Source organism: Alphaproteobacteria bacterium HT1-32, assembly GCA_009649675.1.
In the GTDB taxonomy this organism is placed as follows: Bacteria; Pseudomonadota; Alphaproteobacteria; order Rhodospirillales; family HT1-32; genus HT1-32.
In genome coordinates this window covers 661,892-676,449 of the sequence record WJPL01000001.1, presented here as the reverse complement: position 1 = coordinate 676,449, position 14,558 = coordinate 661,892, and the positions used below count along the sequence as shown (strand labels likewise).

At 59.2% G+C, this 14,558-nt stretch carries 17 protein-coding genes; 13 read left to right on the top strand and 4 right to left on the bottom strand.

Annotation, left to right across the window (positions count from 1 at the left end):
• The first annotated feature begins 30 nt into the window (after window positions 1-30).
• The 4 genes from GH722_03195 to GH722_03180 all read left to right on the top strand — a co-directional run bounded on the left by GH722_03195 (window position 31) and on the right by GH722_03180 (window position 4,461).
• Window positions 31-1,461, top strand: a complete 1,431-nt coding sequence (locus tag GH722_03195) for a CpaF family protein (GenBank protein ID MRG70761.1) — start codon at window positions 31-33, stop codon at window positions 1,459-1,461.
• Entirely contained in the window at window positions 1,458-2,453 is a 996-nt protein-coding gene (locus GH722_03190) for a pilus assembly protein TadB (protein MRG70760.1), read from the top strand. Before GH722_03195 ends, GH722_03190 begins: the two co-directional genes overlap by 4 nt.
• Entirely contained in the window at window positions 2,450-3,439 is a 990-nt protein-coding gene (locus GH722_03185) for a type II secretion system F family protein (GenBank protein ID MRG70759.1), read from the top strand. The genes GH722_03190 and GH722_03185 overlap by 4 nt, the downstream gene beginning before the upstream one ends.
• A 92-nt stretch (window positions 3,440-3,531) precedes the next feature.
• Window positions 3,532-4,461 carry a LysR family transcriptional regulator gene (locus GH722_03180; protein ID MRG70758.1) on the top strand — a complete coding sequence of 310 codons (930 nt, stop codon included), beginning with the start codon at window positions 3,532-3,534 and terminating at the stop codon, window positions 4,459-4,461.
• Here GH722_03180 and GH722_03175 read toward each other — a convergent pair.
• Both GH722_03175 and bfr read right to left on the bottom strand, forming a co-directional pair.
• Window positions 4,456-5,289, bottom strand: coding sequence for an alpha/beta fold hydrolase (locus GH722_03175; protein MRG70757.1), 834 nt, complete (start codon window positions 5,287-5,289; stop codon window positions 4,456-4,458). The two genes, GH722_03180 and GH722_03175, sit on opposite strands and share 6 nt — an antisense overlap.
• Window positions 5,290-5,317: 28 nt before the next feature.
• A complete protein-coding gene (gene bfr / locus GH722_03170; GenBank protein ID MRG70756.1) occupies window positions 5,318-5,803 on the bottom strand; it encodes a bacterioferritin in 486 nt (161 codons plus the stop codon).
• Window positions 5,804-5,954: 151 nt separating this feature from the next.
• On the opposite strand from bfr, the gene GH722_03165 reads away from it, so the two are divergent.
• Window positions 5,955-6,227: a hypothetical protein gene (locus tag GH722_03165; GenBank protein ID MRG70755.1), complete on the top strand. Its 273-nt coding sequence runs from the start codon at window positions 5,955-5,957 to the stop codon at window positions 6,225-6,227.
• A 16-nt stretch (window positions 6,228-6,243) separates the two neighbouring features.
• On the opposite strand, the gene GH722_03160 is transcribed toward GH722_03165, so the two are convergent.
• A complete protein-coding gene (locus GH722_03160) occupies window positions 6,244-6,573 on the bottom strand; it encodes a hypothetical protein (protein MRG70754.1) in 330 nt (109 codons plus the stop codon).
• A gap of 116 nt (window positions 6,574-6,689) precedes the next feature.
• Window positions 6,690-7,343: an ureidoglycolate hydrolase gene (locus GH722_03155; GenBank protein ID MRG70753.1), complete on the bottom strand. Its 654-nt coding sequence runs from the start codon at window positions 7,341-7,343 to the stop codon at window positions 6,690-6,692.
• A gap of 316 nt (window positions 7,344-7,659) precedes the next feature.
• Here GH722_03155 and GH722_03150 point away from each other — a divergent pair, with 316 nt between their 5' ends.
• The 8 genes from GH722_03150 to miaA all read left to right on the top strand — a co-directional run bounded on the left by GH722_03150 (window position 7,660) and on the right by miaA (window position 14,538).
• A complete protein-coding gene (locus GH722_03150; GenBank protein ID MRG70752.1) occupies window positions 7,660-8,100 on the top strand; it encodes a hypothetical protein in 441 nt (146 codons plus the stop codon).
• A gap of 13 nt (window positions 8,101-8,113) precedes the next feature.
• Complete coding sequence (locus GH722_03145) at window positions 8,114-9,049, top strand: LysR family transcriptional regulator (GenBank protein MRG70751.1); 936 nt, start codon at window positions 8,114-8,116, stop codon at window positions 9,047-9,049.
• 176 nt (window positions 9,050-9,225) lie between these two features.
• On the top strand, window positions 9,226-9,699 hold the full coding sequence (locus tag GH722_03140) for a DUF3830 family protein (protein ID MRG70750.1): 474 nt from the start codon (window positions 9,226-9,228) through the stop codon (window positions 9,697-9,699).
• A gap of 32 nt (window positions 9,700-9,731) precedes the next feature.
• Window positions 9,732-10,772: an extracellular solute-binding protein gene (locus tag GH722_03135; protein MRG70749.1), complete on the top strand. Its 1,041-nt coding sequence runs from the start codon at window positions 9,732-9,734 to the stop codon at window positions 10,770-10,772.
• Window positions 10,773-10,789: 17 nt separating this feature from the next.
• Window positions 10,790-11,668, top strand: a complete 879-nt coding sequence (locus GH722_03130; protein ID MRG70748.1) for an ABC transporter permease subunit — start codon at window positions 10,790-10,792, stop codon at window positions 11,666-11,668.
• On the top strand, window positions 11,668-12,465 hold the full coding sequence (locus GH722_03125; GenBank protein MRG70747.1) for an ABC transporter permease subunit: 798 nt from the start codon (window positions 11,668-11,670) through the stop codon (window positions 12,463-12,465). Before GH722_03130 ends, GH722_03125 begins: the two co-directional genes overlap by 1 nt.
• Before the next feature lie 3 nt (window positions 12,466-12,468).
• Window positions 12,469-13,515 (top strand): ATP-binding cassette domain-containing protein, encoded by a 1,047-nt coding sequence (locus tag GH722_03120; GenBank protein ID MRG70746.1) that lies wholly within the window; start codon window positions 12,469-12,471, stop codon window positions 13,513-13,515.
• Between the two features lie 60 nt (window positions 13,516-13,575).
• A complete protein-coding gene (gene miaA / locus GH722_03115) occupies window positions 13,576-14,538 on the top strand; it encodes a tRNA (adenosine(37)-N6)-dimethylallyltransferase MiaA (GenBank protein MRG70745.1) in 963 nt (320 codons plus the stop codon).
• The last annotated feature ends 20 nt before the right edge of the window (window positions 14,539-14,558 follow it).

Sequence of the window (14,558 nt, the reverse complement as noted above, 5' to 3'; positions counted from 1 at the left end):
CTGCTGGCGGTTGTCACGGCTTCGCTGCGGATGGCGGGTGCGCCGTCTTCAAGGGCAGCGCTGGCATCGGAAGTCGACAATATTGCGATTGAAAACGGTGTCCGGCTGGACGGGATGGACCGGCGCAATCTGGTCACCATGCTGATGCGGTCACTGGAACAGACCGCACCAGACCTGCTGAATGCAGCGAAAGCCAATGGACGGGCGACAATCGAGACGGCACGGCTGACCATCCAGCCCCTGCTGATGGAGCGGATGGATGCCGCGGCGGCAACGAAGATGGAACGGGCCGATCTGGCCGTTCAGGTGTCGGATCTGGTCGGCGAGATACTGGTGGAAGAACGCATCCAGCTGAACCGGGCTGAACAGGACGGCCTGGTCGAACTGATGCTGGACGAGATGCTTGGGCTGGGTCCGCTGGAGCCGCTGCTGGCGGATGAGGCGGTGACCGACATCATGGTCAATGGTGCGAACCAGATTTACGTTGAGCGGGGCGGCAAACTGACACTGGCGGATGTGCGGTTTCGCGACAACCGGCATGTGATGAGTGTCGCCGCCCGCATTGTCAGCCGGGTCGGCCGCCGGGTCGACGAGACCTCGCCGCTGGTCGATGCCCGCCTGCCGGACGGCAGCCGGGTGAATATCATCATCCCGCCGCTGGCGATTGACGGGCCTTCGATTTCGATCCGGAAATTCGCCAAACAGAAGATCACCCTCGACCGGATGGTGGGGATTGGCAGTGTCTCTGATCGCATGGCGACGGTGCTGAAAATCGCCTCGCGCTGTCGCCTGAACGTGCTGATTTCCGGTGGTACCGGGTCCGGCAAGACCACCATGCTGAATGCACTGTCGCAGATGATAGATGCGGGGGAGCGCATCGTGACAATCGAGGATGCGGCGGAACTGCAATTGCAGCAGCCTCATGTGGTGCGGCTGGAAACCCGGCCGGCCAATCTGGAGGGGCAGGGCGAGATCACCCAGCGGGAGCTGGTAAAGAATGCCCTGCGGATGCGTCCGGATCGTATCATTCTCGGGGAAATCCGTGCCGGTGAGGCGCTGGATATGCTGCAGGCGATGAACACCGGACATGACGGGTCGATGTGTACGCTGCATGCCAACCGCCCGCGTGAGGCACTGGTCCGGCTGGAGAACATGGTGGCGATGTCCGGCGTGAAACTGCCGAACGAGGCCGTCCGTGCGCAGATCGCGGGGGCGGTGAATCTGATTGTTCAGGTCAGCCGGATGCGCGACGGCAAACGCCGCGTCACCCATGTGACGGAAGTCGTCGGTATGGAGGGTGAGGTGGTAACGACACAGGACCTGTTCACCTTTGAATTCACCGGTGAAGCATCCGACGGCACCCTGACCGGAGAGTTCCGCCCGACCGGGCTGCGTCCGGCCTTTGCCACCCGTGCAGCCTATTTCGGGCTGGAACGATCCCTGATGGAGGTCCTGGCATGACCCCGGCGATGTCTGAAGACCTGATGCTGATGGCGATGATCGCGCTGGCAACGATGGCGGTGATGTTGCTGGGCTATGTGATCTGGCAGGGAGTGGCTGGCAGTGAACGGCGGTTGCGCCGTCGCATTGCTGCCGCCCGGGGCGAACGCCAGATGCAGGTACAGACGCTGGCCAGCGTTCGCCGTGATGACGGTGAGGGAAGCGGCCACCCCCTGTTACAGGCACTGTCGCAGATGATGCCCCGGCGGGAAAATCTGAAGCTGCGGCTTTCTGCCTCCGGCATTCGTCTGACCCCGGTCGGCTATCTGATTGCTTCCCTGACGGTGGCGACGGGGATGTTGCTGTTCCTGATCTTCTGGGCCGGACTGGCTGTGCCGCTGGCGATACCCGGCGCCGTGGCGGCGGGGTTTGCTCTGCCGCATGCCGTGGTGGGTTTTCTGATCAGCCGCCGCCGGTCGAAATTTGCCGCTCGGTTTCCGGATGCCATTGATCTGATTGTACGCAGCCTGAAATCGGGTCTGCCGGTGACGGAAGCAATGATGGCCGTGGCCCGTGAAATGGACGACCCCATCGGCACCGAATTCGGCAAGGTCTGCGACGCTGTCCGGCTGGGCAAGCCGCTGGAGAAAGCGCTCTGGTCGATGGCTGACCGGCTGGAATCGACGGAGGTGAAATTTTTTGTCATCAGCCTGTCGATCCAGCAGGAGACCGGGGGCAATCTGGCCGAGACACTGGATAACCTGTCCGACATCATTCGCCGTCGCCGCCAGATGAAGCTGAAGGTCGCCGCCATGTCGTCCGAGGCAAAGGCATCCGCGATCATCATCGGCTCGCTGCCCTTTGCCATGTTTACCATTCTGTATGTCATCAATCCGGATTACGTGACCCTGCTGCTGACCGATGTCCGGGGCATGATCATGACCGGGGTCGGCCTGTCGATGGTGGGGATGGGGGTTGCGGTGATGACAAAGATGGTACGGTTCGAGATATGAATTTTGCCGATTACCTGCCCGCGGCTTTCGGCCCGGATGACTTTGCGGTCCTGATGGCGGCTTTCGGGGCGCTGTCGGCGATGGTGGTGGTCTGGCGGGCATTGCTGATGCGTGACCCGTCGGCCCGGCGTATCCGGGCGGTGGCGGGGGAGCGTGCCGCATTACGGGCAAAGCGTCTTGACCCTGTTGCCGCAGACCGCCGGTTCGGGGGGCTGAAGGAGGAAAGTCTCGGCCTGATGCGCCGGGTGATCGAACGCTTCAACCTGCGCCGGTCGGAACAGGGCAGGACGGCTGAGTTCCGGCTGGCCCGGGCGGGCTGGCGCTCCCGCGATGCCATGGTCGCCTATCTGTTCTTTCGTCTCAGCCTGCCCTTTGCTTTCGGTGTACTGGCGGTCAGTGCGATCTATCTGCTGGAGGTCTATCCCGTCAAACCGGCTTTTCGACCGGCGATCTGCTTCACGGCGGTGATCTTTGGCTATCTGCTGCCCGGCCTGATTGTGAAAAATCAGGGCGACAAGCGGGAGCAGGCCCTGCGCAAGGCGCTGCCGGACGGGCTGGACCTGCTGGTTATCTGTGCCGAGGCGGGACTCAGTCTGGATGCCGCGCTGGCCCGGGTGGCCCGTGAAATCGCCCCTTCTACGCCGGAACTGGCAGAGGAAATCGCCCTGACGGCTGCCGAACTGTCATTCCTGCCAGACCGGCGAAAGGCCCTGCAAAACCTGACCCTGCGGGCACCGATGCCGGAAGTCTCCGGACTGGTCAATACCCTGATCCAGACCGAACGCTACGGCACACCGCTGACCCGGTCGCTGCGTGTGCTGGCGGCGGAATTCCGGAACGAACGGCTGATGCGGGCAGAGGCGAAGGCGGCACGTCTGCCGGCAACCCTGACCCTGCCGCTGATCCTGTTCATCCTGCCGCCCCTGTTCATCGTGCTGATCGGTCCGGCGATCATCCAGGCCATTGATGCGTTTGCGAAGATGTAGGCGGAAACAGGCCAGTCACCGCTTGATTGCCAGTTGAAACTCACGCAACACTTAGGCTGTTTGTTGCGTTTTGTTTAACTGGAACAGGCCTCATGAACGTCAAGGCTCTCAGGGCTTTCTGTCTGGTGATGCGTCACGGCAATCTGGTCGGTGCGTCGGAGGATATGAATCTCAGCCAGCCGGCAGTCAGCCGGCTGATAAGCGGTCTGGAGGCGAGCCTGCATCTGACGCTGTTCCATCGCGATAAGCGCAGCCTGCGTCCGACCTATCAGGGCCGCGCCTTTTTTCGCGAAGCCTCGCGCATTCTGTCAGGGATCGAAAGACTGCCGGATATTGCCCGCGAAATTCATTCCGGCCGGAACGAGCATCTGCGGGTTGTCGCCATGTCGCGGATGGCCAACACGGTTGCAGCACCTGCTGCCGGACTGTTTGCGCGGCGCTATCCCGACGTTCCGCTGACCATCGAGATGTATCACCGCCGGGATATGGAACGATGGCTTGCCCGGCGCGAGTTTGATCTCGGGCTGGAACCTCTGCCTGTAGACAATCCCGGTCTTCGGGTTACGCCGCTTTGCCGGGGGACGGCGGTCGCTGTCATTCCGGAAGGCTGGGACATTGCCCGTCAGGATGTGGTGACCATTGAGGAACTGGCATCCCGTCCCCTGATCGCACTGATGCCGGATACGTTGTTGCAGGGGCAAACCGATGCGATGTTCGCCAATGCCGGGTTACAGGCGATCACGCGGATGCGGGTCTCTTCATCCGCGCTTGCCTGCTCGCTTGCAGGGGAAGGGCTGGGTTATGCGATTACCGATCCCTTTACCGCCAATCTGCACCGGGAACGCGTGGTCGAGCTGCCGGTTCTGCCGGCCTTCCGCATGGATTTCGGGGTGGTCTGGCCACTTGATACGGAACCGACACCAACCGCACTGGCCTTCAGCGATTGCGTGAGAGATGTGGTCAAACGGGTGGGCCGGGGGGTGACTCTTCTGCGCGGGGATGATCCGCCCGTACCGTTATGATTTGCTTTCGACGTTCCGGATAAATTCGGTGATGACCTCGGTAAAGAGTGCCGGCTCTTCCGTGGGCATCATGTGACTGCAATGGGGCAGCACCAGCAGGCCGGCATTCGGAGCGGTACGTTTGATCATCAGGCTGCCCTCCAGACAGCCGTCATCATCATCTCCGGCGATCACGAACAGCGGCGGCCGGAAGCTGGCCAGCCCGTCCCGCATGTCCTGCAGGGTGGGGCGCTTCATTTGCAGATTTTCCATGGTCAGCGCATGGCCAAGCCCGGAATGTTCCGACATCCGGTCGACAAAGGCCTGAAATCCGGCAGGGTCCTTGCGGGCAAAGGTCTTGCGCATGTCCGCAGCGCCATACAGGGCGGCTGAGTCTGCCATTGGCAGGGTGCGGAACATCTCTGCCACCGTCTTCATCTCGGCTTCTGCGGCCTTGCGGGCTGCGGGGTCGGAACCGTAACCGACACCGGCGGCAACAACCGACCGGCAGCGATCACTGTGGCGAATACCCAGATGCAGGGCGGTATAGGCCCCCATCGAATGGCCGACGATATGGGCTGATGCAACACCCAGTGCATCCAGTATGGCGAGGGCATCGGCAATGACGATGTCCTGGGAATAGGCTTCTGCCCCCTCCGGTACATCGGAGGGGGGATAGCCCCGGGCATTGTAGCTGATACAGCGATGGGTCCGTGACAGGCGACGAACCTGATAGTCCCATTGCCGCATGTCACCGGCAAATTCATGGATGAACAGTATGGGCTGGCCCGTACCGCAGTCTTCGACCTGAAGTTCAACGCCGTCAGAAACGCGAATCCGTGTCAGCACTTGTCTCTCCTGCCTTTGGGGCAGAAGACTAGCTGCCTTCGCTGTTGCCGCCAATCTGACTTTGCAGATAGTTCTGAAGGCCGGTCTGTTCGAGCAACAGCTGCTGCGATTCCAGCCAGTCGATATGTTCTTCCGTCTCGTCGAGGATTTCTGTCAGAATCTGGCGGGAAACGTAATCGCTGTCTTCTTCACAGACGGCGATTGCCGCTTTCAGGTCTTTCTGGTTGTTCACTTCCGCGCCCATGTCGCTTTCCAGGATTTCCGGAATCGACTCACCGATTTTCAGTTTGCCGAGATCCTGCAGATTCGGCAGGCCGTCGAGCATCAGAATGCGGTCGATCAGCTTGTCCGCATGCTTCATCTCGCCAATGCTCTCGGCATATTCATGGGCGGCCAGTCGCTCATAACCCCAGTTCCGCATCATGCGGGCATGCAGGAAGTACTGGTTGATGGCCGTCAGTTCGTTACGGAGAATACCGTTCAGTCCGCTGATTACTTTTTTCGAACCCTTCATGATCCTGCCTTTCTCTGGTTAATGCTGCCCTGTTCAGGCGGGGAACTCGATTATTCGGATATTAACATCTCTGGACCGCAGGGCCAAAGGGACTCACGGTTTTTGTTTCTGGAATTGATTTGTTGTAAATGATAATGCTTCGCATTACATTATGAAAGTAAGTCGCAATTGCCCGATAGATGACATGTATATCTGCAACTGTAATGGTCTGAATGAACGTGATGTTGACAAGGCGATCTGCGCCGGGGTGCAGCGCTGCAGTCAGGTCTACTCATTTCATGGTTGCCGGGCAGAATGTGGCAAATGCCTCCCGGAAATACGCGCACGCATGCAGCGGACACAAAGTTCTGTCAGCATTGCCAACGCACCGGTGATCAGCGGATCCCCATCAGTCTGCACCGCGGAATTTGCCGGCGCAGACTGACAGAATTCCGGATATCCTATTTCTTGGTCGTCGCAGGGCGTACCGGTAGCGGACGCAGTGACATGCCGGTCGGGGCCTGTTCCATGGTGACCAGAGGTGCCCGGACCCAGCGGGGGCCTTCCGCGCCGCTCTGCAGCAGCCAGGTGCGACCGTAACGGGTATCCAGCAGGATGGTGACCCGCAATCCCGGATCGCCGATTTCACCTTCCATGATGGTGTAACGACCGTTATCCAGCGGGCCTTCATTGGCGGTTGCCGGAGGTGAAGATGCGGATTGGGCGAAGGCGGGTAACGCTAGTGTCGTCGACAAAAGCAGGGCAGCAACAAGTGAGACAGATCTGATCATCGGTAATTCCCGGGCATGGCCCCTGATCTGGTGACGTCACCAGCGGGACGAATGCATTCAATGCGGGTGAATATTATACGAATTCGATAATTCCGTCGATAGGCGGTGTTATCACACTACCGTAAGGGTACGGACAGATAGACGCCGAATTCCGCACCGACATCGCAGCTGATCCGGGCATGTACCCGGCCCTGCCTGTCGAGGAATCGCTGGTTGTCCGTCACCGGAAAAATTCCCTCATGCCAGATACCGGGATGGATATAGAGTCCGCGTGATCCGTCACAGCGAAAGGCGATCAGTTTGTCCGGGGTCAGGTCGTCGCCGGGCAGGGCGACGGGTACGACAAATGGCTTGTTATCCAGCGGGAAAAACATCTGTCCGCCATCAGGGTGATAATTGAGGTGCCAGAGCAGGACTTTCTCACGCGGGGTGGTCTGGCGTTCGGCAGAAGCAGCCTGCGGATCGGTTGACCAGCCCAGAACATAGTTTCCGCCAACCGCCTCATTGGAGCCATAGAGCACATCACCCCGCCAGTTTCCGTAGAAGATGCCCTCTGTCACACCCCCTTCATCGCCGCTGTCCTCGTCCACCGGACGCCAGCCTTGTGCCGGCCAGCGGACGATCTCGACATCGCAATCCGCCGGGTCATCAACCATGCGGCCATATTCCCTGACGTTGTCGTCCGTCGCTTCGACAAGCGGTACATCAAACAGCGGCAGGCTGGGTTTTTCGGCAGGGTCGAAGATATAAACGGGGGCCGCGACATTCATGGGATACTCCTGAGAATATGGTCAGGCCAAGGATAAGGCAGGGCGCAACGGGAATAAACCGGAATGGTTGTGCCGGGTTTTTCCATCTCCCCTCATTCACCTTCCTCTCCCCCTCTCTCTCGCTCTCCTCATCCTGAACTCGTTTCAGGATCCCTGCCGTTCGGGCAGTCAGGTAGCGAGGAGCGCTGTTGAGAGAGATCCTGAAACGAGTTCAGGATGAGGGGGAGTAAAATATTAAGCGGTGCCTGACAGCTCCCGGTCGCAATCTTGCTGCTGGCGATCATTTGGCAGCAGCACCTATATTATGGGGACCGGAATGATTCGAGGAACCCGTCTGATGTACGCTTTCGTGCGATCTGCCGTTGTGACAGCTGCACTGGCCCTGCTGGTTGTGGCCTGTGCCTCTGATGACCTGCGTGAGCCGTTCCCGGAGGAATGGCACCGGCAGCTGACTGGAGTCTATGACGGTACACTGATCAGTGGCGGTGCAGAGGAACGGGTGACCACACGTCTGCTGTCACAGCCGGACGGGCGGGTTGTCGGGGTCTATTTCTATACTGTGCGGGACAGTAACGATACCGGCTCCCTGACGGATTGCCGGGCTGATGGTTTTGGCGAGCTGTCCTGCATCTGGACAGACAAGTTCGGGTCCGGCCCGCTGCGGTTGCGGTTTAATGACGATCTTGACGCGTTTACCGGTAACTGGGGAACCAACAGGATAGAGCCGGACTACTTCTGGAACGGCAAACGAAGCTGAGGGTTGCGAGACCATGAATATCCGGTTCCTCGAAACCTTCTTTCTGCTGTCGCAAAACCACAGCTTCCGGAAAGTGGCAGAGATTCAGGGGACGACCCAGCCAGCGATCTCGGCGCGGGTGCGGTCGCTGGAGGAAGAACTGGGGGTGCGGTTGTACCATCGCGATCAGCGCAATTTTGTGCTGACGCCGGAAGGCCGCGAGGTGCTCAAGACGGCTGCCTCGATCCTGCGTGACTATGCTTCACTGAGGGCGACGTTCCAGAATGCAGATGATATCCGGGGGACCGTGCGTCTCGGAGTGGTCGACGCTATCGCCCGGACCTGGCTGCCGGATCTGATCCGCCGCCTGCGTGAGGATTATCCGGACCTGATCGTGGAAATGGCGGTGGACAGTACCGAGACCCTGCGCCAGCAGGTACGTGATGGCCGTCTGTCCCTGGGCGTTGGCATTCAGCCGCTGGATGAAATGGATACGGTCAACAAGGCTCTCTGCCAGTACGATATGGCCTGGGTCACAAGCCCTGATCTGCTGGCGGGACGTAAAAGCATCAGCAGTCAGGACCTGGCTGATCTGCCCCTGATCGAATATGCGCCGGGATCACCTCCGGGCCAGTTGCAGTCGGCCTATTTTGTCGAAGCGGCTGCAACACCGCATCACATCAACGTCTCGAACTCGATGTCGACGATGATCCAGCTTGCGGTGGCAGGGCTGGGGGTGGCTGCGGTTCCGCCAGCAGCGATTGACCGTCATCTGCTGGATGGACTGCTGGTCGAGATGCCGGTTGTCCGGCCTTTTGATCCGATCACCTTCTATCTGTTCTACAAGGAAATACCGGACAGCCAGATCGTGCGTGCCGTTGCGGCACAGACCATTGCTTCGGCGGATGCCTTTGCCCTGAAACATGCGCGGGCGCGACTTGTATCTGACCGGGAACAGCTTGCCAGTTGATAAATTAATTTTATCGCTTGATCCAAATTATGAATTTGACGTTATCACGTAATTACGGCTCGATATCTCTCTGTTGTCCGCGTTTTTTGAGGCGGTCTGGTGCTTTGGAGACCCGCGGGTTTCCGGCTATTCCGGTTCGTTGCGGACAAACCGACTGACATAAAACCGGAGCGCAAATGTCCGACAAGAATTTGGCGATCGAATTCACCGCCCACAAAAAGACCTTCCCGATCATTCTCGACTGGGAAGCAACACCGATCACGTCGAAAACCCTCTGGACTGCGCTGGCCAAGCCGGTCTCGATGACGGCCTTCCATGCCATGTTTGCCGGCCCGGAAATCATGATGGGCCTGCCGGAAGAGGCCCACAGCTTTGACCCGACGACAATTCCCAACGAAAATCAGACCTGTTTTCCGGGACCGGGCGACTGTCTCTGGTATTATCAGGGCAAGTACCAGATGAAAGGTCTGCCTGATGAACTGTGGGAAATCGGTATTTTCTATGATGATGGCGGCCGCACCTTTGGCCCGCTTGGATGGACCCCGGTCAATATTTTCGGCAAGATCGGCGGTGACCTTGATGATTTTGCCGCAACCTGCCGTGCTATCCGGGTGGATGGTGCAAAGGACGTGATGCTGCGCCAGGCATAGGCGTGACGGAACCCGTAACCCAGGAGACGACAATGCTGACACGACGTAATTTTACTGCAGCCCTCGCTGTTGGTGCGGCGCTTATCGCCACACCGGTACTGGCTCAGGACACCCTGATCATCAACTCCTTCGGTGGTTCTTATGAAAAGACCCATCGTGATCTGGTGATTACCCCGTTCGAGGAAAAATATGGCGTGACGGTCAAGGTCGTCACCGCCTATTCCGCCGACACGCTGGCACAGCTTCGGGCGCAGAAGGAAAATCCGCAGTTTGATGTGGTGCATTTTTCAGGCGGTCTTGAAACCGTCGCTGCATCCGAAGGTCTTCTGGCCCCGATCAAGCCGGAAGAACTGTCGAACTACGGCCAGATGTATCCGTTCGCCGTTGCTGATATCGGCAAGGGCGTCGGGCCGATGTACAAGGTCGCGGCCATCGGCCTGCTTTATAATACGGAGCAGGTCAGCCCGGCTCCGACCAGCTGGATGGACCTGACGAACCCGGCCTATGCGAAGAACGTGCTGCTGACCGATGCGGCAGCCAATACCTACGGCATGCTGGGTATGCTGATGATGAACAAGGTCAGTGGCGGAACGCTGGATGATATCCAGCCGGGTCTGGACTTTGTCGGCAAGCTGCTGGATGGCGGCGCGACGGTGGTTTCCAAGTCACCGGAAATTCAGCAGAACTTTGCTCAGGGATCCGCATGGATTGCGCCTTATGCTCAGGACTATGCCTTTACCCTGACGAAGGCTGGCCTACCGGTGAAGTTCGTACAGCCGAAAGAAGGGGCGGCCTTTGCCCCGATTACGGTCAATCTGGTTGCGGGTCGTGACAATCGTGATCTCGCGCTGAAGTTCATCGACTTCTCGATCCGTGCAGAGGCCTCGAAAGGCTGGGCCGAAGCGCTGCGCTATTCGCCAACCAATAAGGAAGCCAAGCTGCCGGATGATGTGGCATCTCAGGTTATCTATGGTGAAGAAGCCGCAAAAAATCTCGTTGGCTTTGATCCGATCAAGATCGGTGACGAACGGGCTAAATGGAACGAGGCCTGGAAGCGCCTCGTCGCCAGATAAGCGAACAGGTACGACTGATGACAGGCTCCCGACGCACCAAAGCTGCGATCCGCAGTCGTCGGGAGCCGTTATTGCTTCTGGGGCCGGGCGTGGCTGTCCTCGCCCTGGCTTTCTTTCTGCCGGTTTTCCAGATGCTGGTGCTCAGTGTTCAGGTCACCGGGGCGGATGGGCAAATCAGCTTCGGCTGGGACCATTTCGCGAAATTCTTTGTTGATGACTATTACCTCGGTGTTTCCATACGCACCTTCCGGCTTGCCGGGCTGATAACGCTGATCTGTTTCCTGATCGGGTTTCCGCTGGCTTATGTGATGTCCCGTGTCGGATCCCGCCTGAGGATGTTGCTGATCCTGCTGGTGGTGTTGCCGCTGATGACCAGCGTCGTCATCCGCACTTTCGGCTGGCTGGTGATCCTCGGGAATGGCGGGCTGCTCAGCGACCTTCTGGAAGTGACCGGAGTGACCGACCGGGCGACCAGGCTGATGCATACGGAATCCGGTATCGTTATTTCGATGGTGCAGGTACTGGTACCTTTCATGACCCTGACCATTCTGGGGGTTCTGCAACGGATCGGATCAGATCTGGAACAGGCGGCACGTACCATGGGTGCCGGGTTCTGGCGGGCGATCATCGGTATCACCCTGCCCCTGTCCCTGCCGGGTATTGTCTCCGGCTGTCTGATTGTCTTTGCCCTGTCGATCTCTTCCTTCATTACGCCGACGCTGGTTGGCGGGGTGCGTTTGCCGGTGCTGGCAGGCAGCATCTACAGTTCGGTAACCGGTTCCTTTGACTGGAATTTTGCTGCGGCCCAGTCAGTGCTGCTGTTGCTGGCGACGCTGGTGGTCATTGTGCCCTATGCCATGCTGATGCGCCGGCGCGATACGAAGGCGGTGCGGTGATGGTTCGTGGTGTTCCTCCAGCGGCGAAGCTGCTGACCGCCTTTCTGATTACGGCGACGGCGATCTTCATGCTGGTGCCGCTGGCTGTTGTGATGCTGAGTTCGCTTTCCGCCAGTGAGTTTCTGGTTTTCCCGCCACGCGGATTCAGCCTGCGCTGGTATGGCGAGATCATGGCTTCTGACGCTTATCTGAAAGCGGGCTGGACCAGCATCAAGCTGGCGCTGGTGGTCACCGTTCTGGCCATTGCCATCGGTACGCCGACGGCTATCGCACTATACCGTTTCAGACTGCCGGGAGGGGAGGCGCTGGGGGCGCTGTTCCTGTCACCGCTGGTTCTGCCGACGCTGATCTTCGGCATTGGTCTGCTGGTGCTGTTTTCCTCCTGGGGTGGCGGGCCGTCTTTCACCGGGCTGGTAATCGGTCATCTGGTGATTTCGTTACCTTATGTCATACGCACCGTTGGCGCGGTGCTGGCGGATGCCGATCCGGCGCTGGAAGAAGCGGCCCGGACAATGGGAGCGAATGTCTGGCAGCGTTATCGTTATGTTGTGCTGCCGCAATGTGCGGCCGGGATGGCGGCAGGTGGCTTCTTTGCCTTCAACATTTCCTTTGACGATGCGGTCGTTGCCCTGTTCATGCGGGCACCGGATGTGGAGACCCTGCCGCTCCGGATTTACAGCCAGCTTGAATTCAGCCCGGACCCCTCGGTGGCGGCGGTATCGACCATCATGATTCTGCTGACCATCTTCCTCGTCTTTCTGATTGATCGCCTGTTTGGCCTGAAAAGGATCGCCTGACCCATGGCCCGTCTGCAAATCGACAATATCTCTAAAAGCTTTGGCCGGAATGAGGTGCTGAAAGGCCTGTCAGCGGATATTCCGGATGGTGGGTTTGTCAGCCTGCTGGGGCCGAGCGGCTGTGGAAAATCGACCCTGATGCGCCTTGTCGCCGGGCTGGAACAGACCAGTGGCGGGCAGATTCTGATCGATGGTGAGGACATTACCGACCTTGCCCCCGAACACCGTCATGTCGCTCTGATGTTCCAGAGTTATGCCCTGTTTCCGCATATGTCGGTGGCGGAGAATGTCCGCTTCCCGCTGGCCATGCGCAAGGGTGGCACAGCCGATGAACAGCGTGCCCGGGTGGCCGAGGCGCTCGACATGGTGCAGCTTGGTCAGTTTGCAAAGCGTCTGCCAAAGCAGCTTTCCGGCGGCCAGCAGCAACGCGTCGCGCTGGCCCGTGCCATCGTTGCCCGGCCTCGTGTTCTGCTGCTGGACGAGCCGCTGTCCAATCTCGATGCCCGGCTGCGTGAAGATATGCAGATCGAACTGATCGAACTGCACAAACGGCTGAAACTGACGACTGTCTTTGTCACCCACGATCAGGATGAGGCGCTCAGCCTGTCGGACTCCATCATTCTGATGCGCAATGGCGTGATCGAACAGTCGGGCACACCGGAAGATCTGTATGACCGGCCTGTGAACAGTTTTGTTGCCGACTTCATGGGGGGCAGCAATGTGGTCCCGGCAAAGGTCAGTGGTGGGCGGCTGACGGCCCTGAACGGGGCAATTGATATCCCGGCCGGAAACATGCCGGAGACGACGACGGCGATTGCCATCCGCCAGGAACATCTGCGACCGGTATCGGCAAATGCTGCACCGGAAGGGGCGATCCTGTTCGGAGCAGACCGGCAGACCCGCGTGTTCCTTGGCTCGCGTGCGCGGTATCGTTATCAGGCTGGCGATCAGGTTTTACATGCGCTGGTGCCGGGTGAACATATTGCCACGGCTGACGCGGCTGATTGCCTCAGCGTTGATCCGGCAAACCTGCGGCCGCTCCGGGACTGAGGGATCACAGCTGCGTCATCCCGGCATTGTGGAATCGGCGGCCTGTGCAATCCTGCTGTCATGACTGAAACATCACCGCAGAAACCCACTCAGCCCGTGCTGATTGTCGCCGGCGTCACTGCGTCCGGTAAATCGGCATTGGCACTGGATGTTGCAGAGGCCTTCGACGGGATCATCATCAATGCGGACAGCATGCAGGTTTACCGGGAAATTCCGGTTATCAGTGCGGCGCCGACAGCTGCGGATATGGCCCGCGTTCCGCATCGTCTGTATGGCGTGCTGCCGATCACCGACCCCTGCTCTGCCGGGCGCTGGCGGGATATGGTGGCTGCGGAAATAGAGGCGGCCCATGCGGCGGGAAAACTGCCTGTGGTGGTCGGTGGTACCGGGCTTTATATCAAGGCGCTGATGTCCGGCATGAACGACCTGCCAGCCTCTGACCCGGCAATCCGTGAGGAACTGACGGGGCAATTGGTGATGCGGGGTGAGGAATCTTTTCGGGCCGCCCTCGCGGCGATTGACCCGCTGGCAGAGAAGGCAATACGACAGGGAGACCGGCAACGTCTGCTGCGGGCGATGGAGGTCTATCGTATCAGTGGCCGGGCCCTCAGTGACTGGCGCAGGACGCCGGCCAATCCCCCGCCCTCTCACTGGCGGTTTCAGGTCATCACGGTTCTGCCGCCCCGTGACGAGGTTTATGCTGCCTGCGAAGCCCGTTTTGACCGGATGCTTGAAGCCGGGGCGCTGGAGGAAGCGCGGGCGGTTTATGCCTTTGACCGGAATTTGCCAGGCATGAAGGCTGTCGGTTTGCCGGAGCTGTTCGATCATCTGGATGAGGATGTGGATATCCAGACCGCGGCGATTCTGGCCCGTCAGGCAACGCGCCGATATGCCAAACGGCAGTTTACCTGGCTACGACATCAGATTAATTCCAATTTTGTCCTTGAAACGAAATATTCGGAACGAAATAGGGATGAAATAATTAATTTTATTCGTCAGACGGTATTGACCCCTCTGGATTGAACGACTAGGTTGCGCCTCCC